Source organism: Streptomyces sp. NPDC052023 (assembly GCF_044548465.1).
Classification (GTDB): Bacteria; Actinomycetota; Actinomycetes; order Streptomycetales; family Streptomycetaceae; genus Streptomyces.
Map to the genome: position 1 here is coordinate 716,979 of NZ_JBIUBW010000002.1, position 18,466 is coordinate 735,444.

Consider the following 18,466-nt stretch of genomic DNA (forward strand, 5'->3'; position numbering starts at 1 on the left):
ATGTTCACGCGTGTCACGTCCCGTTCGTCCCGTACGCCCCAGCTCCGCACCCGCGCGGCCGTGCTGGCCGCCGGTGTCGGCGCCTCGGTCGTACTGGGGGCCGGGGTCGCGGCCGCCGCCAACACCTCCACGGCCGCCGCCACGACCACCTCCACCGGTGTCGCGCACGCCGTCGAGGCGCAGGCCGCGGCTCAGGCGAAGGCGGCCACGGTCGCCGCCGCCAAGAAGGCGAACGCCGAGTCGGTCGCCGCGAAGAAGGCCATCGGCTGGACCGCCCCGGTCAAGGGCTACAGCCTCAGCGCCAGCTACGCCCAGGCCGGCGGCATGTGGCAGTCCACCCACAGCGGGCAGGACTTCGCCGTCCCCACCGGCACCAGGGTCATGGCCGCGCACGGCGGTACGGTCGTCAAGGCCGGCGGCAACGGCGCCGGTGACGGCCCCGCGTACGGCAACGCCGTCGTCATCAAGCACGGCAACGGCACCTACTCGCAGTACGCCCACCTGTCCCGCGTCGACGTGCGGGTCGGCCAGGTCGTCGCGACCGGCCAGAAGATCGCCCTGTCCGGCAACACCGGCAACTCCAGCGGTCCGCACCTGCACTTCGAGATCCGCACCTCCGCCAACTACGGCACGGCGATCGACCCGGTCGCCTTCCTGCGGACCAAGGGCATCAAGCTCTGAGCGACGTGAACTAGGACGCACCCCGGTGCGCCTGAGTCACCATGTCGACGGCGACCTCGAGGATGGCTTCGCGCTTCTCCTCGGGGTCGCCTTCGAGTTCCTGCATCACGAACACCATCCCGGCGTGCAGCGTGAAGATGGCGCTCACGCACCGGACCTGGTCGGCCAGCGTGGCGTCCCGGTCGATGATGATGTGGCGCAGGCCCTTCATGCGCTCCTTGAACAGCTCGCCGATGCGCAACTCCCGTACCGTCGCCTGATTCTCGTGCATGAAGCGGAACAAGGGCGCTGCGGCGGAGAGGTGTTCGCTGTAGCGCCGTACGATCTGCTGCTTGGTCTCCAGGGTGTGCGGCTGACGGCTGCCCCACTCGATCAGCTCGTCGATCGGCTGCACCACGTCGTCGAAGATGCCGACCAGGATCTCTTCCTTGGTCTTGAAGTGGTAGTAGAGCGCCGCCTTGGTGACGTCCAGCCGTTCGGCGATCTCGCGCAGCGACGTCTTCTCGTAGCCCTGCTCGGCGAAGAGGTCCAGGGCCACGTCCTGGATGCGCTGGCGGGTGTCGCCCCGCCGGCGCTGCTTGGTGCCGTCCATCCTGCCGCCCGTCCTCGCACGTCCCCGCTATCCCTGGCAGGAGAAAAACTTACTTGACGCCCGGCTAGTTTGCGAGCTAGGTTCGCGCGGTAACTAGCCGGGCGGCAAGTAAGTTGGGGGAAGCGGTGCAAGAGGGGAAGCAACCGAGGAGCGTGCGGGTGGTCCTGCTCGCCCTGATGATCGCGATGATGCTCGCCATGCTCGACAACATGATCATCGGCACCGCGATGCCGACGATCGTGGGCGAGCTCGGCGGTCTGGAACACCTGTCCTGGGTGGTGACGTCGTACACCCTGGCGACCGCGGCCTCCACCCCGATCTGGGGCAAGCTCGGCGACATGTACGGGCGCAAGGGCGTCTTCCTGAGCTCGATCATGATCTTCCTGCTGGGCTCCGTGCTCAGCGGTATGGCCCAGGACATGGGGCAGCTGATCGCGTTCCGGGCCGTCCAGGGTCTGGGCGCCGGCGGTCTGATGGTCGGCGTCATGGCGATCATCGGTGACCTGATTCCACCCCGGGAGCGCGGCAAGTACCAGGGCATGATGGCCGGCGTCATGGCGCTGGCGATGATCGGCGGACCGCTCGTGGGCGGCACCATCACCGACCACTGGGGCTGGCGCTGGACGTTCTACATCAACCTGCCGCTCGGCGCGGTCGCGCTGATCGCCGTCACTGCCGTCCTGCACCTGCCGAAGAGGCGCTCCGAGGCCCGGATCGACTACCTGGGCGCCGCGCTGCTGACCGTCGGGATCACCGCGATCGTGCTCGTCACCACCTGGGGCGGTACGGAGTACGCCTGGACGTCCGCGGTGATCATGGAGCTGATCGGGATCGGAGTCGCCGCGCTCACCGGCTTCGTGTTCTGGCAGGCCCGGGCGACAGAGCCGATCCTGCCGCTGCACGTCTTCCGCAGCCGGAACTTCACGCTGATGTCCTTCATCGGATTCGTCGTCGGGTTCGTGATGTTCGGCGCGACCCTGTTCCTGCCGCTCTATCAGCAGTCCGTGCAGGGAGCGTCCGCGACCAACTCCGGACTGCTGCTGCTGCCGATGCTGGGCGCGATGCTCGTCACGTCGATGGTGGCGGGGCGGGTGACCACCCAGACCGGGCGGTACAAGCTGTTCCCGGTGGTGGGCGGTGCGCTGATGGTCACCGGCCTGTATCTGCTGTCCCTGATGGACACCGAGACCTCACGGCTGACCTCCGGGCTGTACATGGCGGTTGTCGGGCTCGGCATGGGCTGTCTGATGCAGATCACCATGCTGATAGCGCAGAACAGCGTGGACATGAAGGACATGGGCGTCGCGTCCTCCTCCACCACCCTGTTCCGTACCCTCGGCTCCTCCTTCGGCGTCGCGATCATGGGCGCGCTCTTCAACCACCGTGTCCAGGACGAGATGGCCCGGCGGGCCGGCGCGCTGGGCTCCGAGATGACCGAGCGGTCCGCGCAGCTGGACGCCGCGAGCCTGGCCAAGCTGCCGGAGGCGGCCCGCGAGGCGTACCAGTACGCGGTGACGTCCGGGACGCACGGGGCGTTCCTGCTGGGCGCGGCGGTGGCCGTGCCCGCGCTGATCGCGGCGGTGTTCGTGAAGGAGGTGCCGCTGAAGGGTGCGGGACCGAAGGACGAGGGGAAGCCGGTGCCTGTGCCGGTGGGTGAGGCGGTCTGAGCCCGGGGTACCACGGGGCAGGGTGAGGCACGGGGCACGGCGCCGGCGGCCCGTCGCCGGTGGCCGGTCGCGGAGCCCGCGGGGATGTCGGTGCCCCGTGTCACCATCGGCCCATGGACAAGATGCGCCAGCTGCGGCTGGCGAAGGACGCGATGGACCGTGACTGGGCCGACCCCGCACTCGACCTGGCCGCGGTCGCCGCGCACGCCGGGTACTCGCGGTACCACTTCGTCCGCGCCTTCAAGGAGGCATACGGCGAGACACCCGGCCAGTACCTCACCCATCGCCGGATCGAGCGGGCCGAGGAGCTGCTGCGCGCCGCCGACCTCACCGTCACGGAGATCTGCCACCTGGTCGGCTTCAGCAGCCTCGGCACCTTCTCGACCCGCTTCAAGGCGCGGACCGGCCTGACACCGAGCGAGTACCGGACCAAGCACGTCGGCAGCGGGGCGGCCCTCATACCCGGGTGCTACGCGATGCTGTGGGCCGGCGGCTTCCCGCGCCGCGCGCCGGTGGAGCGCCCGTGAGAACCGCGTCGCAATTCCGGAGAAGCGCCCCGGCTCCTGCCCCGCCTACCGTGACGAGCACAAGCCGTTACCGACGCAGGAGAGCAGAGCGATGATCACCGGCCTGGGCATCACCACCGTGTGGACCTTCGACCAGCAGCGCACCAAGGCCTTCTTCACCGAGAAGCTGGGCTTCGAGGTGCGCAGCGAGGTGCCGATGGGCGACATGCGCTGGGTCACCGTGGGCGCCAAGAAGCAGCCGGGGGTGGAGCTGGCCCTGATGAGCCTGGACGGACCCGGCCTCGACGCCGAGTCCTCGGAGGCGCTGAAGAAGCTGGTCAGCAAGGGCGTCATCGGCGCGGGCGCGTTCCAGACCGACGACTGCCGGGGCGACTACGAGACGTTCCGGCAGCGCGGGGTGGAGTTCCTCCAGGAGCCGCAGGAGCGGCCGTACGGCATCGAGGCGATCTTCCGCGACGACAACGGGAACTGGTACTCGCTGACGCAGCGCAGCGAGGAGCTGGACTTCTCGAAGGACTTCGGCTGCTGAGCCGGGCCCCGCAGGCAGTCCGTGCCTCTGTGCGGCGTGCCTACTCGGCCAGGACGGGATAGCTGCCCGTGTTCGTCGGCGCGTGTTCCGGCAGCCACAGGACGGCGACCGCGCCCTCGGCCGGTATGTGGTCGGCGGCACCCGGTGGGCGGACGTTGCGGAAGGTCAGGCGGGCTCCCAGCACCCTGGCCTGGCCGGCCGCGATGGTCAGGCCCAGGCCGTGGCCGACACCGGCGCGGTCCATGCTGCCGGTGCGGAACCGGCTGGGGCCGTCGGCCAGCAGGTCCTCGGGGAAGCCCGGGCCGTGGTCGCGGACGCGGATGACCCGGCCCTCGACGGTGACCTCTATGGGCGGCTTGCCGTGCCGGGCGGCGTTGGCGAGCAGATTGAACAGCACGCGCTCCAGGCGGCGCGGGTCGGTCGTCACCTCCGACTCGTGCACCACCTGCACGCCGATCCCCGCGTCCTTCGCCGCCACCCGCCGGGCGACGAACTCGCCCAGCATGATGTCCTGCAGCTCTGCCCGCTCGGAGGCCCCGTCGAGGCGGGCCACCTCCAGCACGTCCTCGACCAGCGTGCGCATGGCCTTCGCCCGGTCCAGCACCAGTTCGGTCGGGCGGCCGGGCGGCAGCAGCTCGGCGGCGGTCAGCAGCCCGGTCACCGGGGTGCGCAGCTCGTGCGCGATGTCGGCGGTGACCCGCCGCTCCGCCTCCAGCCGCTGCTGCAGCGCGTCCGCCATCGCGTCGACGGCCCGCGCCAGGTCGTCGGTCTCGTCCCGGACGACCCCGCCGATGGCCTCGCGCACCCGCACGTCCGGCTCGCCCTTGGCGACCTGGTTCGCGGCGGAGGCCGCCTTGCGCAGCCGGCGCGACAGCTGCCCGCCGACTAGCACGCCGAGCGCGCTGCCGCCGAGCACCACCGCGATGGAGCCGATGACCAGCGCCTGGTCGAGGTCCTTGAGGATGTCCGTGCTGCGGTCGGTGAACCCGGTGTGCAGGGACAGCACATGCCCGTCCTTGAGTGGCACCGCCGCCCAGATGTCCGGCCCGCCACCCGGCGTGTCGGTCACGTACGTGGCCCGGCGGCCCGCCTCGACCTTCGCCCGCAGGGCGGACGGCAGGCCCGGGTCGTCGATCTTGATGTCGGGGAAGTTGGGCCGCCCCGACAGCTCGTAGTTGCGCTGGGCGATCTGCACCCGCTCGTCGGCCAGGTCGCGCGCGTTGTCCAGCATCGAGACCCGGGCCGCGTTGTGCACGACCAGGCTGAGCACGATCGCGATCAGGGCGCCGACCAGTGCGATCGCCGCGCTGAGTTTCCATCTCAGTCCCGTACGGATGCCCGTACGCCGCACACGCGCCCCCACCAGGCGCTGGATGATCCCCCGCATCGACGTGCCCCGTCCCGCCCTCAGGCCTTCAGCTTGTAGCCGAAGCCACGGACCGTCTCGATCCGGTCCTGACCGATCTTCGTACGCAGCCGCTGCACATGGACGTCGACGACGCGGGTGTCCCCGCCCCAGCCGTAGTCCCAGACGCGCTCCAGCAGCTTGTCCCGGGACAGCACGGTGCCCGGCGCGGACGAGAACTCCAGCAGCAGCCGCATCTCGGTCGGGGTGAGCGCCACCGGGTGGCCGGCCTTCCGTACCTCCATGCCCTCGGTGTCGACCTCCAGGTCCCCGAAGGTCAGCACGCCGCCGCTCGCCGCGGAGCCCGCCTCCTCCGGCCGGCCCGCCGCGCCGCCGCTGGCGTGCCCGAACCGGCGCAGCACCGCCCGGATCCGCGCCACCAGCACGGCACCGTCGAACGGCTTGGTCACGTAGTCGTCGGCGCCGGCCTCCAGGCCGAGCACCACGTCGATCGAGTCGGCCCGCGCCGACAGCATGATCACCGGGACGGTCGACTCGTCCCGGATGCGGCGGCACAGACTGACCCCGTCGAGGCCGGGCACCATGACGTCCAGCAGCGCGATGTCGGGCCGGTTCGCACGGAACGCCGCCAGCCCCGACAGCCCGTCGGGCATGGCCGTGACCGCGAAGCCGTCCCGCTCCAGGGCGAGCTGGGTGGCCTCGCGGATGACGTCGTCGTCCTCGACGAACAGGACGTGGGTCTGGTCTGCCATCCGTGCTCTCAGTCCGTATCCGTTGGGTCGGTACCCCTCGGTACCCCGGTCAGTTGCTCTCGGGCGCGACGGTCGGTTCGGCGCCGACGACCGTGCTGTAGTCGTTGCGCGTGCGGTACTCCTCGGTGAAACGGCCCGCGCTCCAGCGGTACGTGATCACGTTCTCACCGGACGGGCTCGACACCGGGTCGCCCTTCTCGTACACCTGCTTGGTGACCACCAGGTCTCCGCGGTCCAGCTCGGCGTAGACCGGCGGCTCCTCCGCCTGGAAGACGTTCTTGTAGCTGCCGCCTTCCTCGCGATACACGTACGAGCCGATACCTACGACATCAGTGCAGGTCACGACGTTGACGACGACGTCCTCCGCGGTCCCGCCGGTCAGCTCGCCGTACGACAGGTCGACCGGGTACTCGTCCCCGACGCACGGCTTCAGGACGCGCTTGACCGCCGTCGAGACATGCGGATCCGCCAGCAGCAGCTTGACCGCCGTGGCCCGGGTCAGGCTTCTGGACGGAGGTACCGCGGAGACCGGGGCGGCCGGGCTCACCGCGTTGCCCGCCATCGGCTCCTCGTGAGCGGGGCCCTCGTCCCGGGCGCCGGTGCCGCCCGTCGCGCAGGCGGACAGGAAAAGGCTGAGGGCGGTGAGCACGGCCAGGGCCGTGCTCACCGCCTGAAAAGCACCTCGGGCCGGTGTGGGCCCGGGCCCGGGGCCGGTGCCGGCACCGGCCCTGCCGGTCAGGCAGCGCAACGCTCCCGCTCCTCACGCTCCAGCGCGCGTGCGTCCAGATCGCGGGCCTCCAGCTCCTCACGGAGCCGGGCGAGCGCCCGGTGCAGCGTGCTCTTGACCGTTCCGGCCGACATGCCGAGGGCGGCGGCCGTCTCCTCCGTGGACATCTGCTCCCAGTGTCGCAGCACGACCACGCTGCGCTGCTTGGGGGCCAGCACCTTCAGGACGTCCATCAGCAGCGCGCGGTCCGCGTGCTGCTCCGAGGAGTCGTCGACGCACGACTCCGGAAGCTGCTCGGTGGGGACCTCCTCCAGCTTGCGGGCCCGCCACCACTCCGTCCGCGTGTTGATCATGACCCGGCGCAGATAGGCGTCCGCCAGTCGCTTGTCGGCTATGCCGTCCCAGCGGCCGTACGTCCGCGCCAGTGCCGTCTGGAGCAGGTCCTGGGCGTCGACCGGGTCCGGGACCAGCCGGCGGGCACTGCGCAGCAGCGCCTCCTGCCGGGTGCGGACGTATTCCTCGAACCCGAGCACCTCGCCCACGTCACCCTGCGCCATGATCAACCGCCTCCATCCCCGTTCTGCTTCACCGTGCCCCCCTGCCGGGCACGGAGATGAAGCTACGGAGGCGTTGTCACGGGGCTGTGCGAAGCAGCCTGCGGTGAACGCTCGGCTGTCCGTCGGTTGTGTAACGGAAGTAGGAAACGGCTAAGAGCGCAGGGTAGTTGGGGACGGTACGGGGTGATTTGGGCGCTGAGGGAGCGACCCACGCTGTGACATGAGGGGCGCCGGGCCGTGATCCTTCTGTGCGTCAGCTCAGCGCTGCGCCCGCCCGCCCGTCCGTCCGTCGCACCGTGCTTCAGCTGTGCGGCAGCCGGTACAGGCCGCCCGGCAGCGGTTCCACCAGACCGTCGGAGACCAGGCCGTCCAGGGCCCGGGCGCGCTGCACCGGCTCGTGCCACACGCGATCGAGGCGCGCCTGCGGCACGGGTGCGTGCGCCTCGCGCAGCACGGCCAGCAGCTTGCCCCGCACCTGGCGGTCCGTACCGGCGTACGTCTGGGCGCGCCGCGGCGGACCCTCGTGCTCCGGCTTGCCCGCCAGCCGCCACGCGCACTGCGCGGCGATCGGGCAACGGTGGCAGCCCTCGTTCTTGGCCGTGCAGATCAGCGCGCCCAGCTCCATCGAGGCGGCCGCCCAGCGGGCGGCGACCCCCTCCTCGTCCGGGAGCAGGGTCCTGGCCAGCCTGCGCTCGGCGGCCGTCGTCGCGTTCGGCGGGTACTGCACGCCGGTGACCGCGCGGGCGAACACCCGGCGGACGTTGGTGTCGAGCACCGCGTGCCGCTGCCCGTAGGCGAACGACGCCACCGCGGCCGCGGTGTACTCGCCGATGCCGGGCAGCGCGAGGAGCTGCGCGTGATCGGTGGGGACGTCGCCGCCGTGCCGTTCCGTTATGGCGACGGCCGCGCCGTGCAGGCGCAGGGCGCGGCGCGGGTAGCCGAGCCGGCCCCAGGCGCGCACGGCCTCTCCGGGGGCCTCCTTGGCGAGGTCCGCGGGGCGCGGCCAGCGGGCCAGCCACTGCTCGTAGACGGGCAGTACGCGGTTGACGGGCGTCTGCTGGAGCATGAACTCGCTGACCATCACGCCCCACGCGCCGGCCTCCGGGCGCCGCCAGGGCAGGTCGCGCGCGTGCTCGTCGAACCAGTCGATGACGGGGGAGTGGAGGTCGTCTCCGCTCGGGGAGCCGTTGCGGGCCTCGGCGGGGCTGGCGTGTGGGGGCTTCGTGGGAGCAGTCATGGCAGTTCCGATCCTGCCATGCCGGTGCGGATCGACCGTGCTGCTGCGATGCGTTTCGCGCCCCGGCAGATCGAGCCCTTCGACGTGCGCCGGAGGGCGCCCGGAGCCGCCGCCCTGCCCCGCGCATCCAACTGTCGTACCCGCGCACGGCGTTTCCGGGATGATGATCCGGAAAAGTTGTGGCTCCAGGCGGCGGGTGGGGCCAGTGAAGGCATCGATCTCTCGTACAGTTTGCGCCGTGGGATCTCTGCGCAATCCGGTCGGGCCGCTTCCCTCCTCCATCTACTGGCGACGGAGGGTGATCATGCTGTCCGTGGTCGCCCTGCTGGCCCTGCTCGTCACCTGGATCGTGACGTCCGGGGGCGGCGGCGGGAGCGGCAACGGCGCAGGGGGCCCGGACGGCAAGAATCCCGCGCCCTCGATCACACCGGGGCCCTCCGGGTCCGGGCCGGCCATCACGGAAGCGCCGGGCGGGCGTGACGAGTCGGGCGACGAGACGGGCGACGGGAATTCCGGCGGGAGCGACGCCGGGGACGGCGCGGACGACGGTACGGGGGACAGCGCCGGCACCGGTCCGGGTGCGGGCGGCGGTTCCGCAGGCCCGGGCGGATCCGGTTCCGGCGGTACGGTCTCGGGCGTCTCCGGCGGTGGCGCCGGTACGGGTGACACGCTGCCGGCCGGGTCCTCGCTGCCCAACTGCGGCCCGAACGCCGTGACGTTGACCCTGCGCAGCGTGCGCAACGCGTACTCGCCCGACGAGACGCCCGCGTTCCGGCTGACCGCGAAGAACACCTCCGGCAGTGACTGCAAGGTCGATCTCGGGCCCAGGAAAGCGGTGCTGACGGTCACTCAGGCGGGCGGCGACGACGACACGTACTGGTCGTCGGCGGACTGTCCGAAGGGTGCCGGGAGCCTGCTGTACCGGGTGCCGGCGGGGGAGAGCATCACGTACACCGTGGAGTGGAACCGCAAGCCGAGCGCCCCGGAGTGCGGGACGCCTCCGGCGGGGGTGGCCGGGCCGGGGACGTACCTGCTGGAGGGGAAGGCGGCGGGCTTCGGGACGTTGCGGGCGTCGTTCGTGCTGGACGCGGACTGACCGCTGCGCTGGGCTGTGCTGCGCTGTGCCGGGCGGGTGCTCGTGGCCCGCTGGACGGTGGTCGGTGTGGTCAGGTGCGGGCCGTCGCCGGGGCGCTTGCGGTCGCGGCCGCGGTTGCGGGGTGTGGCGGGTGCGGGTTCGTCGTGGCTGGTCGCGCAGTTCCCCGCGCCCCTTTGCGGCGTTGGGCGTGCCGTTCCTCGCGCCCCTTCGGGCGCTAGACGTACCGTTCCAGGATCGAGGATTCCGCCAGGCGTGACAGGCCCTCCCGGACGCTGCGGGCGCGGGCCTCGCCCACGCCGTCCACCGTCTGGAGGTCGTCGACGCTCGCGGCGAGCAGCTTCTGCAGGCCGCCGAAGTGCTCCACCAGCCGGTCGATGATGGCGCCCGGCAGCCGCGGCACCTTGGCCAGCAGCCGGAAGCCGCGCGGCGAGACCGCGGAGTCCAGGGCCTCGGGGGAGCCGGTGTAACCCAGCGCGCGGGCCACCGTGGGCAGTTCGAGCAGCTCGGCGTGGCTGAGCGCGTCCAGCTCGGCCAGCGCCTCGTCCACCGTGCGGGAGCGCTTGGCGGTGGGCTCGGGGACGTAGTCCCGGACGACCAGCTCCCGCTCGGGCTCCACGCCCGCGATCAACTCGTCCAGCTGGAGCGCGAGCAGCCGCCCGTCGGTGCCCAGCTCCACCACGTACTCGGCGATCTCGGTCGCGATCCGGCGCACCATCTCCAACCGCTGCGCCACCGCCGAGACGTCGCGGACCGTCACCAGGTCCTCGATCTCCAGCGCGGACAGCGTGCCCGCGACCTCGTCGAGGCGGAGCTTGTAGCGCTCCAGGGTCGCGAGTGCCTGGTTGGCGCGGGACAGGATCGCCGCGGAGTCCTCCAGCACGCGGCGCTGGCCGTCGACGTAGAGGGCGATCAGGCGCATGGACTGGGAGACCGAGACCACCGGGAAGCCGACCTGTTTGCTGACGCGGTCGGCGGTGCGGTGCCGGGTGCCGGTCTCCTCGGTCGGGATCGTCGGGTCGGGGAGCAGCTGCACGCCCGCCCGGAGGATCTTCGACAGGTCGGAGGAGAGCACGATGCCGCCGTCCAGCTTGCACAGCTCGCGCAGCCGGGTCGCCGTGAACTCGACATCCAGGACGAATCCACCCGTGCACATGGACTCGACGGTCTTGTCGGAGCCGAGCACGATGAGGCCGCCGGTGTTGCCGCGCAGGACGCGCTCAAGGCCGTCACGCAAGGACGTGCCGGGGGCGACGGCGCTCAGCGAGGCGCGCATCAGGCCATCGGTACCGGCACTCCCACCGGACTTTCCGGGAGCTGCTGCCCGGTCGTTGGCTGCCACTGCACTCCTCCGGTCGCAGGTTCTGGGGTGCTCCCGGATCCGCACTCGGTTCGTACGGACGGGCGAGACCAGGGCAAAGTCTACCGGCGGTCCTCCGCGTCCTGGGGGGCCTCTCGGCGACGGGACCGGGGCAGCACCCTGAGGGCGTCCCCTATGTCCGCGACTTCCAGCACCTTCATACCGGCCGGAACCTTGCCCGGATCACCCGGGACGAGGGCGTGCGTGAAGCCCAGCCGGTGTGCCTCCGCGAGCCTGCGCTGCACGCCCGTGACCCGTCTGACCTCGCCCGCGAGGCCGACCTCGCCGATCGCGACGAGGTTCTTCGGCAGTGGGGTGTCGCTGGCGGCGGAGGCCAGGGCGAGGGCGACGGCGAGGTCGGCCGCGGGCTCGGAGAGCTTCACCCCGCCGACCGTCGCGGAGTAGATGTCCCGCTTGCCCAGGGCGCTGATCCGGCCGCGCTGTTCCAGCACCGCGAGCATCATCGAGACGCGGGAGGTCTCCAGACCGGACGTCGTGCGGCGCGGGGAGGGGATCTGGGAATCGACGGTGAGTGCCTGCACCTCGGCCACCAAAGGGCGGCGGCCCTCCAGGGTCACGGTGAGGCAGGTGCCGGGGACCGGTTCGGCACGACGAGTCAGGAAAAGTCCGCTGGGGTCCGCAAGGCCCGTGATGCCCTCGTCGTGCAGTTCGAAGCAACCGACCTCGTCCGTGGCGCCGTAGCGGTTCTTGACGCCTCGTACGAGCCGCAGACGCGCGTGCCGCTCTCCCTCGAAGTGCAGCACGACGTCGACGAGGTGTTCCAGGAGGCGGGGGCCCGCGATCGCGCCGTCCTTGGTGACATGGCCGACCAGCAGGGTGGACATGCCGCGCTCCTTCGAGGCGCGGATCAGCGCGCCGGCCACCTCACGGACCTGTGCCATGCCGCCGGGCGCGCCGTCGATCTCCGGGGAGGCGACCGTCTGCACCGAGTCCAGGACCAGCAGCGACGGCTTCACCGCGTCCAAGTGGCCGAGGACGGCGGCCAGATCGGTCTCGGCGGCGAGATAGAGGTGGTCGTCGAGGGCGCCGATCCGGTCGGCGCGCAGCCGGACCTGGCTCGCGGACTCCTCGCCGGTCACGTACAGGGTGGGGTGCTCGTCGCTCGCCGACTTGGCGGCCACGTCCAGCAGCAGCGTCGACTTGCCGACGCCGGGCTCGCCCGCGAGCAGCACCACCGCGCCGGGCACCAGACCGCCGCCGAGCACCCGGTCCAGCTCGGGCACACCCGTGGAACGGGCGGTCGCCTGCCGGCCGTCGACCTGCCCGATGGGCAGCGCGGACGTCGTGACGCGCCCGGGCGTCGTGGTCCGCACCGCGGCCGCGCCGTACTCCTCGATCGTCCCCCAGGCCTGGCACTCGGGGCAGCGACCGAGCCATTTGGCCGTCTGCCAGCCGCATTCGGTGCAGCGGTAGGACGGACGGTCCTTGGTGGTCTTCGTACGGGCAGCCATGGACGAAACCGTAGCCGCCGGCACTGACAGCCGGGGGGCGGGTCTCGCGCAACAGCGCGTTGCGGGCAGCTTCGCCCGCGCCCGGCCGCGCGCCCCTGCGCACCCCCGACCGGTCGCCCCGTCACGAACGAGCCATGGAACAGAGGGTTCCTGTCCCCTTATGAGGGATCGTTTCACCCGTACGGATTAAATGTGCTCAACGGGGCAGAAGCCGCCACTTGCCGCCGCCTACGGTCGCCGGGTGATGAGCAGCAGCCCGGACACCACGACCCGCACCACTGGCGCACATCGTGCGCGCCGTGAGGCGCGTGACCGCGCTGCGGCGCGCACCTTGGTGCAGCGTCCGCCCGCGCGCTACGAGCCATATGTGGACGGCCTGTTCACGTACTGCCTGTCCGTGCTGTGCGACCACCAAGCGGCCACCGCCGCCCTCGGCGAGGTCCTCGCGCTCGCCGAGCGCCGGGGCCAGCGTGCCCCGGAGTCCGCCGGTGACCGCAGGGCCTGGCTCTACGCGCTGGCCCGCTGGGCCTGCCTGCGCAAGCTGGCCGAGGCCAAGCAGAAACGTCAGGCCACCCACGCGGCGGGCCGGCACGGCACCGAGCGCAAGCGCACCACGCAGCCCTCGACGCCCCCCGCCTCCGAGCAGGCGCAGGAGCGGCGGCGGCGCGAACTCGCCCTGCTCGCCTGGCCGGAGGCCGCCGGTACCACCCCCGAGCAGCGCGAGGCGCTCGAACTGGCCGTGCGCCACCACCTGTCCGCCCACGAGGTCGCCGCCGTCCTCGGCATGGACCTCGCCGCCGCCCGTGACCTGCTCTCCTCCGCCGCCTGCGAGGTGGAGCGCACCCGCGCGGCCCTCGCCGTCGTCGAGACCGGGTCCTGCCCGAGCGTCGCCCGCCTCACCGGCGACAACCAGCTCGTGCTCAGCAGCGCCCTGCGCCGGGAACTGGTCCGGCACGTCGACGACTGCCCCCGCTGCCGGCGCACCGCCGAGCGCGCGCTCCCCGGCAACTGGCCCGGTGCCGCTCCCGGCCCCGCCCAGCTGCCCGTCCTGGAGGCGCCCCGCGCGGCCCTGCACATCGCCATGGCGCACCACCCCCGCGCGCGTGCGGCCGCACCCCGCTTCGACCGGCGGGGATTTCCGATGGACCCCAAGGACCGCGCCGCCCGGAGAGACCGCCTCCGCGCGCGTGCCGTCACCACGACCGTCGTCGCCACCGTGGTGGCCGCTCCGGTGATCGCGCTGTGGTCGGCCTACCGGGGTGGGCCGATCGCCGGTGAGGGCGAGGGCGGCCGCGAGGCCACCGCCAGCCGCGACGACGGCCCCGGCACGCTCGAGGGCGAGACGGTGGGCGGCGGCTACGAGAACGCGGGCAACGCCAGCACCAGCCCGGGCCGCCGCTTCTCCCAGGGCAACGAGCCCGACGTGTCGGTGGAGGTCATCAGCGTCGCCGGGGGCGGGCACAAGGGCGCGGGCCGGCTCACGGTGGCCGCGGACAACGCCGGCGACACCACCCTCATCACCCTCACCGCAGCCGGGTCCGCACCGGTCCGCTGGTCCGCGACCACCGCCGCCTCCTGGCTCTACATGAGCCGGTCATCGGGAACGCTGCGCCCCGGCGAGACGGTGACGATCAGGGTGTACGTCGACCATCTGCGCGAGCCCTCCGGGTTCTGGAACGCACGGGTCGCCGTCTCACCGGCCGGCGCGATCGTCTCCATCCAGGGGTACGGCAGCGCGCCGACCCCGTCCGACCCCGGACCGGGCCCGGACCCCGGCCCCAGCACGCCGGGTGGCCCCGGCGAGCCGACCCCGCCCGGCCCGGACCCGACGCCCACGACCCCCGCCCCGCCCGACCCGACGCCGACCGCCCCGACCACGCCGCCGCCCGACCCCGAGCCGACCCCGAGCGCGTCCGAGCCCTCGACGCCGGGAAGCCCGACGCCGCCGCCCAGCGACAGCGGCACGCCGAGCGCCGGCACCTCCTAGGCCCCGAGGTCCGCCGCGTGTCAGCCCTGGGGGTCCGCCGGGTGCGGCGCCAGCAGGGGCAGCTGCGACGCCAGGCGCTGCTCACAGAGCTCGGCCAGGCGGTCGTACCCCGCCTTGCCCATCAGCTCGGTCAGCTCCGGCCGGTAGGAGACGTACACCGGCTCGCCCGCGCCGTGCGCAGAAGTCGCCGACGTGCACCACCAGTGCAGGTCGTGGCCGCCCGGCCCCCAGCCCCGGCGGTCGTACTCGCCGATGGAGATCTGGAGCACCCGGGTGTCGTCGGGCCGGTCGATCCAGTCGTACGTCCGCCGGATCGGCAGCTGCCAGCACACGTCCGGCTTGGTCTCCAGCGGCTCGCGGCCCTCCCGCACGGCGAGGATGTGCAGCGAGCAGCCGGCGCCGCCCGCGAAGCCGGGGCGGTTCTGGAAGATGCAGGAGCCCTGGTACGGGCGGGTCTGCCGGGAGCCTTCGTCGTCCTCGGAGACCCAGCCGTTCCGGGTGCCCTCGGCGTGGTTCTGCCAGACATCCGGCGTGAGCCTCGCCACATGCTCGGCGACCCGCTGCTCGTCCTCCTCGTCGGAGAAGTGGGCGCCCAGCGAGCAGCAGCCGTCGTCCGCGCGGCCCGCCTGGATGCCCTGGCAGCCGCTGCCGAAGATGCAGTTCCAGCGTGAGGTGAGCCATGTCAGATCGCAGCGGAACACCTGCTCGTCGTCCGCCGGATCCGGGAACTCCACCCACGCGCGCGGGAAGTCGAGGCCCTTCTCGTCGGTTGCCGGGCCGGCCAGGGGCTGCTGTGGCGTCTTCGGTGCTTTCGCCTGCGAAGAATCCTGGGAAGAACCCTTGGCCGATTTGGCCTTCTTGTCTGCCTTGTCGGTCTTCGCCTTTTTCGTCTTTGGCACCTGTCCAGGGTAAGTCGCCCGCGACCCGGCCCGGGACCGCCTCGGGGACGGTGCGCGGCGCGGCGGGCAGTAGCGTGCCGTACATGAGACTCGGTGTCCTCGACGTGGGAAGCAACACGGTGCATCTGCTGGTGGTGGATGCACACCCCGGCGCACGCCCGCTGCCCGCGCACTCGCACAAGGCCGAACTGCGCCTGGCCCAACTCCTCGACGGGGGCGGCGCCATCGACTCGGAGGGCGTCGACAAGCTGATCGCCGTCCTGCACGACGCGCTGCAGGCCGCCGAGGACAAGGGCGTCGAAGAACTCCTGCCGTTCGCCACCTCCGCCGTGCGCGAGGCCACCAACGCCGACGACGTACTCGCGCGCGTGCAGGAAGAGACCGGCGTCGCCCTCCAGGTCCTCACCGGCGCCGAGGAGGCCCGGCTCACCTTCCTCGCCGCCCGCCGCTGGTTCGGCTGGTCCGCGGGCAGGCTGCTGGTCGTGGACATCGGCGGCGGCTCCCTGGAGATCGCGTACGGCATCGACGAGGAGCCCGACACGGCGGTGTCGCTGCCGCTCGGCGCCGGCCGGCTGACCTCCGGCTGGCTGCCCGGCGACCCGCCCTCCACGGACGACATAAGGTCCCTGCGCCGCCACGTCCGCGCCGAGATCGCCCGCACCGTGGGCGAGTTCACCCGCTTCGGCACGCCCGACCACGTGGTCGCGACGTCCAAGACCTTCAAGCAGCTCGCCCGCATCGGCGGCGCCGCCCGCTCCGCCGAGGGCCTCTACGTCCAGCGTGAACTCAAGCGGCAGACCCTGGAGTCCTGGGTGCCCCGCCTCTCCGCCATGACCACCGACGAACGCGCCGAACTCCCCGGCGTCTCGGAGGCCCGCGCCGGCCAGCTCCTCGCGGGCGCGCTGGTGGCGGAGGCGGCGATGGACCTGTTCCGCGTCGAGACGCTGGAGATCTGCCCATGGGCGCTGCGGGAAGGCGTCATCCTGCGCCGGCTGGATCACATGGGACCGGGCTGAGACGGACGCCGGCCGGAGGTGCCGTAGGGGCGGGCCGATCTGACCTGCGGCGCTGTGGCGTGCTGTCTGTCACAGCCCGGCGCCCTCGGCCGAGGCCGTGACGGCGAAGCCCCGTCAGCGCCGGCCGTCCCCTCCGATGCCCCACCGCGGCCCCGTGGGCCCGCCTCCCTGGGCCCGGCTTCCTGGGCCCGGCTTCTGGGTCCGGCTTCCTGGGTCCGGCTTCCTGGGTCCGGCTCCAAGGGCCCCGGCCCGATCCCCCCGAGGCCCTGAGCCCCACTACTGCCCCGCCCTGCCTCGCACCGAGGCCCGTCCCGGCCCGCTGAGGCTCGCCCGCCCCCCCGGCCGAATCCCGACGGTCGTCCCGGCCCCCGCCCCCGGCCGAATCCCGACGGTCGTCCCGGCCCCCGCCCCCGGCCGAATCCCGACGGTCGTCCCGGCCCCGACCCCGGCTCGAACGCCGTCCCTCCGGGCGCGCCGTTACCCTGTCTCCGTGGCAGAACCAGTCGTACGCGTCCCGGATGCGAAGGTCGCCCTCTCGACGGCCTCCGTCTATCCGGAGTCGACGGCGACGGCCTTCGAGATCGCCGCACGCCTCGGGTACGACGGCGTCGAAGTCATGGTGTGGAACGAACCCGTCAGCCAGGACATCGAAGCCCTCCGCAGGCTCAGCGACTTCCACCAGATCCCGATCCTCGCCGTCCACGCCCCCTGCCTGCTCATCACACAGCGCGTGTGGTCCACAGACCCCTGGGTCAAGCTCCAGAGAGCCCGGGCAGCCGCGGAGAAGCTCGGCGCGAGCACCGTGGTCGTCCACCCGCCGTTCCGCTGGCAGCGCCAGTACGCACGTGACTTCGTCTCCGGCATCTGGCGGATGGCGGACGAAACGGATGTGCGGTTCGCCGTAGAGAACATGTACCCCTGGCGCTACCGCGACCGCGAGATGCTCGCGTACGCCCCCGACTGGGACGTCACCAAGGACGACTACCGGCATTTCACGATCGATCTCAGCCACGCCGCCACCGCACGCACCGACGCCCTGCAGATGGTCGACCGCATGGGCGACCGCCTCGGCCACGTCCACCTCGCCGACGGCGCCGGCTCCAACAAGGACGAGCACCTCGTCCCCGGCCGTGGCAACCAGCCCTGCGCGGAACTGCTGGAACGCCTCGCCCTGATCGGCTTCGACGGCCATGTCGTGATCGAGGTCAACACCCGCCGTGCCATGTCCAGCGCTGAGCGCGAGGCCGACCTCGCCGAGGCGCTGGCCTTCACCCGGCTCCACCTGGCCTCCGCCGTGAAGGTGCCCCGGCGATGACCGGCGCGACCGCCCGCAGACGCGGCAGGCCCCCTCGCACGGAGTCCGGCGACACCCGCGACCGCATCCTCGCCGTGGCCCGCGAGGAGTTCTCCGAACGGGGCTACGAGAAGACGTCCGTGCGCGGTATCGCCAAGGCGGCGGGCGTGGACCCGGCGCTGGTGCATCACTACTTCGGCACGAAGGAGCAGGTCTTCCAGGAGGCGCTGGAGGCGGTCTTCGCGCCCGCCCTGAAGGCGCCCGACGTGATCTTCGAGGGACCGGCCGACGGCGTCGGTGAGCGGTTCGCCCGGTTCCTGTTCGGAATCTGGGAGAACCCCGTCACCCGGACCCCGCTGCTGGCCGTCGTACGGTCCGCCGTGACCAACGAGGTGGCGGCGGACGTCTTCCGCCGCCTGGTCGCCGCGCAACTGCTGCGCAAGGTCGCCTCCCAGCTCGGCATGCCCGACGCCGAGCTGCGGGCCGAGCTCGCGGCCGCGCAGATGGTCGGCGTCGCGATCATGCGGTACGTCATCAAGCTGGAGCCGCTGGCCTCGGCCGACCTCGAGGTGATCATCGAACGCATCGCTCCCGTCGTACAGGGGCATCTGACCGGCCCCTGACGAGCGAGATGACCGGGCCCCCGACGGCGGGATGACCGCCCCCCGACGTGCGGAATGATCGCCCCCGACCAGCGAGGCGACCGCCCC

General features: G+C 72.2%; 18 protein-coding genes. 9 read left to right on the forward strand and 9 right to left on the reverse strand.

The genetic code is table 11. The annotated features are described in order from the left end of the window. Complete coding sequence (locus tag ACIHCM_RS07375; protein ID WP_399890451.1) at nt 1-681, forward strand: M23 family metallopeptidase; 681 nt, start codon at nt 1-3, stop codon at nt 679-681. A gap of 10 nt (nt 682-691) precedes the next feature. On the opposite strand, the gene ACIHCM_RS07380 is transcribed toward ACIHCM_RS07375, so the two are convergent. Further along, nucleotides 692-1,273 carry a TetR/AcrR family transcriptional regulator gene (locus ACIHCM_RS07380; protein WP_399890454.1) on the reverse strand — a complete coding sequence of 194 codons (582 nt, stop codon included), beginning with the start codon at nt 1,271-1,273 and terminating at the stop codon, nt 692-694. A gap of 158 nt (nt 1,274-1,431) precedes the next feature. On the opposite strand from ACIHCM_RS07380, the gene ACIHCM_RS07385 reads away from it, so the two are divergent. The 3 genes from ACIHCM_RS07385 to ACIHCM_RS07395 all read left to right on the forward strand — a co-directional run bounded on the left by ACIHCM_RS07385 (nt 1,432) and on the right by ACIHCM_RS07395 (nt 3,996). Then, nucleotides 1,432-2,940 carry an MDR family MFS transporter gene (locus ACIHCM_RS07385; protein ID WP_399890457.1) on the forward strand — a complete coding sequence of 503 codons (1,509 nt, stop codon included), beginning with the start codon at nt 1,432-1,434 and terminating at the stop codon, nt 2,938-2,940. A 113-nt stretch (nt 2,941-3,053) separates the two neighbouring features. After that, nucleotides 3,054-3,467, forward strand: coding sequence for a helix-turn-helix transcriptional regulator (locus ACIHCM_RS07390; RefSeq protein ID WP_399890460.1), 414 nt, complete (start codon nt 3,054-3,056; stop codon nt 3,465-3,467). Between the two features lie 91 nt (nt 3,468-3,558). Further along, entirely contained in the window at nt 3,559-3,996 is a 438-nt protein-coding gene (locus tag ACIHCM_RS07395) for a VOC family protein (RefSeq protein WP_399890463.1), read from the forward strand. 40 nt (nt 3,997-4,036) lie between these two features. On the opposite strand, the gene cseC is transcribed toward ACIHCM_RS07395, so the two are convergent. The 5 genes from cseC to ACIHCM_RS07420 form a co-directional block, all read right to left on the reverse strand. After that, nucleotides 4,037-5,383, reverse strand: coding sequence for a two-component system sensor histidine kinase CseC (cseC, locus tag ACIHCM_RS07400; RefSeq protein WP_399890466.1), 1,347 nt, complete (start codon nt 5,381-5,383; stop codon nt 4,037-4,039). A 20-nt stretch (nt 5,384-5,403) separates the two neighbouring features. Beyond that, entirely contained in the window at nt 5,404-6,114 is a 711-nt protein-coding gene (gene cseB, locus ACIHCM_RS07405) for a two-component system response regulator CseB (RefSeq protein ID WP_399890469.1), read from the reverse strand. A gap of 49 nt (nt 6,115-6,163) precedes the next feature. Next, a complete protein-coding gene (locus tag ACIHCM_RS07410) occupies nt 6,164-6,853 on the reverse strand; it encodes a hypothetical protein (RefSeq protein WP_399890599.1) in 690 nt (229 codons plus the stop codon). Then, on the reverse strand, nt 6,850-7,398 hold the full coding sequence (locus ACIHCM_RS07415; protein ID WP_393112808.1) for a SigE family RNA polymerase sigma factor: 549 nt from the start codon (nt 7,396-7,398) through the stop codon (nt 6,850-6,852). The genes ACIHCM_RS07410 and ACIHCM_RS07415 overlap by 4 nt, the downstream gene beginning before the upstream one ends. Before the next feature lie 301 nt (nt 7,399-7,699). Continuing rightward, nucleotides 7,700-8,635 (reverse strand): A/G-specific adenine glycosylase, encoded by a 936-nt coding sequence (locus tag ACIHCM_RS07420; RefSeq protein ID WP_399890474.1) that lies wholly within the window; start codon nt 8,633-8,635, stop codon nt 7,700-7,702. A 238-nt stretch (nt 8,636-8,873) separates the two neighbouring features. Here ACIHCM_RS07420 and ACIHCM_RS07425 point away from each other — a divergent pair, with 238 nt between their 5' ends. Beyond that, nucleotides 8,874-9,731 carry a hypothetical protein gene (locus ACIHCM_RS07425; RefSeq protein ID WP_399890477.1) on the forward strand — a complete coding sequence of 286 codons (858 nt, stop codon included), beginning with the start codon at nt 8,874-8,876 and terminating at the stop codon, nt 9,729-9,731. Nucleotides 9,732-9,945: 214 nt separating this feature from the next. Here ACIHCM_RS07425 and disA read toward each other — a convergent pair whose 3' ends face one another. Beyond that, the gene (disA, locus tag ACIHCM_RS07430; RefSeq protein WP_393112814.1) at nt 9,946-11,070 is read right to left on the reverse strand and encodes a DNA integrity scanning diadenylate cyclase DisA; all 1,125 of its coding nucleotides are present in this window, start codon (nt 11,068-11,070) and stop codon (nt 9,946-9,948) included. A gap of 80 nt (nt 11,071-11,150) precedes the next feature. Next, nucleotides 11,151-12,560: a DNA repair protein RadA gene (gene radA, locus ACIHCM_RS07435; RefSeq protein ID WP_399890482.1), complete on the reverse strand. Its 1,410-nt coding sequence runs from the start codon at nt 12,558-12,560 to the stop codon at nt 11,151-11,153. A 241-nt stretch (nt 12,561-12,801) separates the two neighbouring features. Between radA and ACIHCM_RS07440 the strand changes: the two genes are divergently transcribed. Continuing rightward, nucleotides 12,802-14,547 carry a hypothetical protein gene (locus ACIHCM_RS07440; RefSeq protein WP_399890484.1) on the forward strand — a complete coding sequence of 582 codons (1,746 nt, stop codon included), beginning with the start codon at nt 12,802-12,804 and terminating at the stop codon, nt 14,545-14,547. 20 nt (nt 14,548-14,567) lie between these two features. Here ACIHCM_RS07440 and ACIHCM_RS07445 read toward each other — a convergent pair whose 3' ends face one another. Further along, on the reverse strand, nt 14,568-15,446 hold the full coding sequence (locus tag ACIHCM_RS07445; protein WP_399890488.1) for a hypothetical protein: 879 nt from the start codon (nt 15,444-15,446) through the stop codon (nt 14,568-14,570). An 83-nt stretch (nt 15,447-15,529) separates the two neighbouring features. Between ACIHCM_RS07445 and ACIHCM_RS07450 the strand changes: the two genes are divergently transcribed. The 3 genes from ACIHCM_RS07450 to ACIHCM_RS07460 all read left to right on the forward strand — a co-directional run bounded on the left by ACIHCM_RS07450 (nt 15,530) and on the right by ACIHCM_RS07460 (nt 18,379). Beyond that, complete coding sequence (locus ACIHCM_RS07450) at nt 15,530-16,462, forward strand: Ppx/GppA family phosphatase (protein ID WP_399890490.1); 933 nt, start codon at nt 15,530-15,532, stop codon at nt 16,460-16,462. Between the two features lie 490 nt (nt 16,463-16,952). Further along, nucleotides 16,953-17,777: a sugar phosphate isomerase/epimerase family protein gene (locus tag ACIHCM_RS07455; protein ID WP_399890493.1), complete on the forward strand. Its 825-nt coding sequence runs from the start codon at nt 16,953-16,955 to the stop codon at nt 17,775-17,777. Then, nucleotides 17,774-18,379 (forward strand): TetR family transcriptional regulator, encoded by a 606-nt coding sequence (locus ACIHCM_RS07460; RefSeq protein ID WP_399890496.1) that lies wholly within the window; start codon nt 17,774-17,776, stop codon nt 18,377-18,379. The genes ACIHCM_RS07455 and ACIHCM_RS07460 overlap by 4 nt, the downstream gene beginning before the upstream one ends. Nucleotides 18,380-18,466 lie beyond the last annotated feature (87 nt).

What these genes read in the sequence shown, in the direction of transcription:
- ACIHCM_RS07375 (WP_399890451.1), top strand. Translation starts at nt 1, where the DNA reads ATGTTCACGCGTGTCACGTCCCGTTCGTCCCGTACGCCCCAGCTCCGC.
- ACIHCM_RS07380 (WP_399890454.1), bottom strand. Translation starts at nt 1,273, where the DNA reads ATGGACGGCACCAAGCAGCGCCGGCGGGGCGACACCCGCCAGCGCATC.
- ACIHCM_RS07390 (WP_399890460.1), top strand. Translation starts at nt 3,054, where the DNA reads ATGGACAAGATGCGCCAGCTGCGGCTGGCGAAGGACGCGATGGACCGT.
- ACIHCM_RS07395 (WP_399890463.1), top strand. Translation starts at nt 3,559, where the DNA reads ATGATCACCGGCCTGGGCATCACCACCGTGTGGACCTTCGACCAGCAG.
- cseC (WP_399890466.1), bottom strand. Translation starts at nt 5,383, where the DNA reads ATGCGGGGGATCATCCAGCGCCTGGTGGGGGCGCGTGTGCGGCGTACG.
- cseB (WP_399890469.1), bottom strand. Translation starts at nt 6,114, where the DNA reads ATGGCAGACCAGACCCACGTCCTGTTCGTCGAGGACGACGACGTCATC.
- ACIHCM_RS07415 (WP_393112808.1), bottom strand. Translation starts at nt 7,398, where the DNA reads ATGGCGCAGGGTGACGTGGGCGAGGTGCTCGGGTTCGAGGAATACGTC.
- ACIHCM_RS07420 (WP_399890474.1), bottom strand. Translation starts at nt 8,635, where the DNA reads ATGACTGCTCCCACGAAGCCCCCACACGCCAGCCCCGCCGAGGCCCGC.
- radA (WP_399890482.1), bottom strand. Translation starts at nt 12,560, where the DNA reads ATGGCTGCCCGTACGAAGACCACCAAGGACCGTCCGTCCTACCGCTGC.
- ACIHCM_RS07450 (WP_399890490.1), top strand. Translation starts at nt 15,530, where the DNA reads ATGAGACTCGGTGTCCTCGACGTGGGAAGCAACACGGTGCATCTGCTG.
- ACIHCM_RS07460 (WP_399890496.1), top strand. Translation starts at nt 17,774, where the DNA reads ATGACCGGCGCGACCGCCCGCAGACGCGGCAGGCCCCCTCGCACGGAG.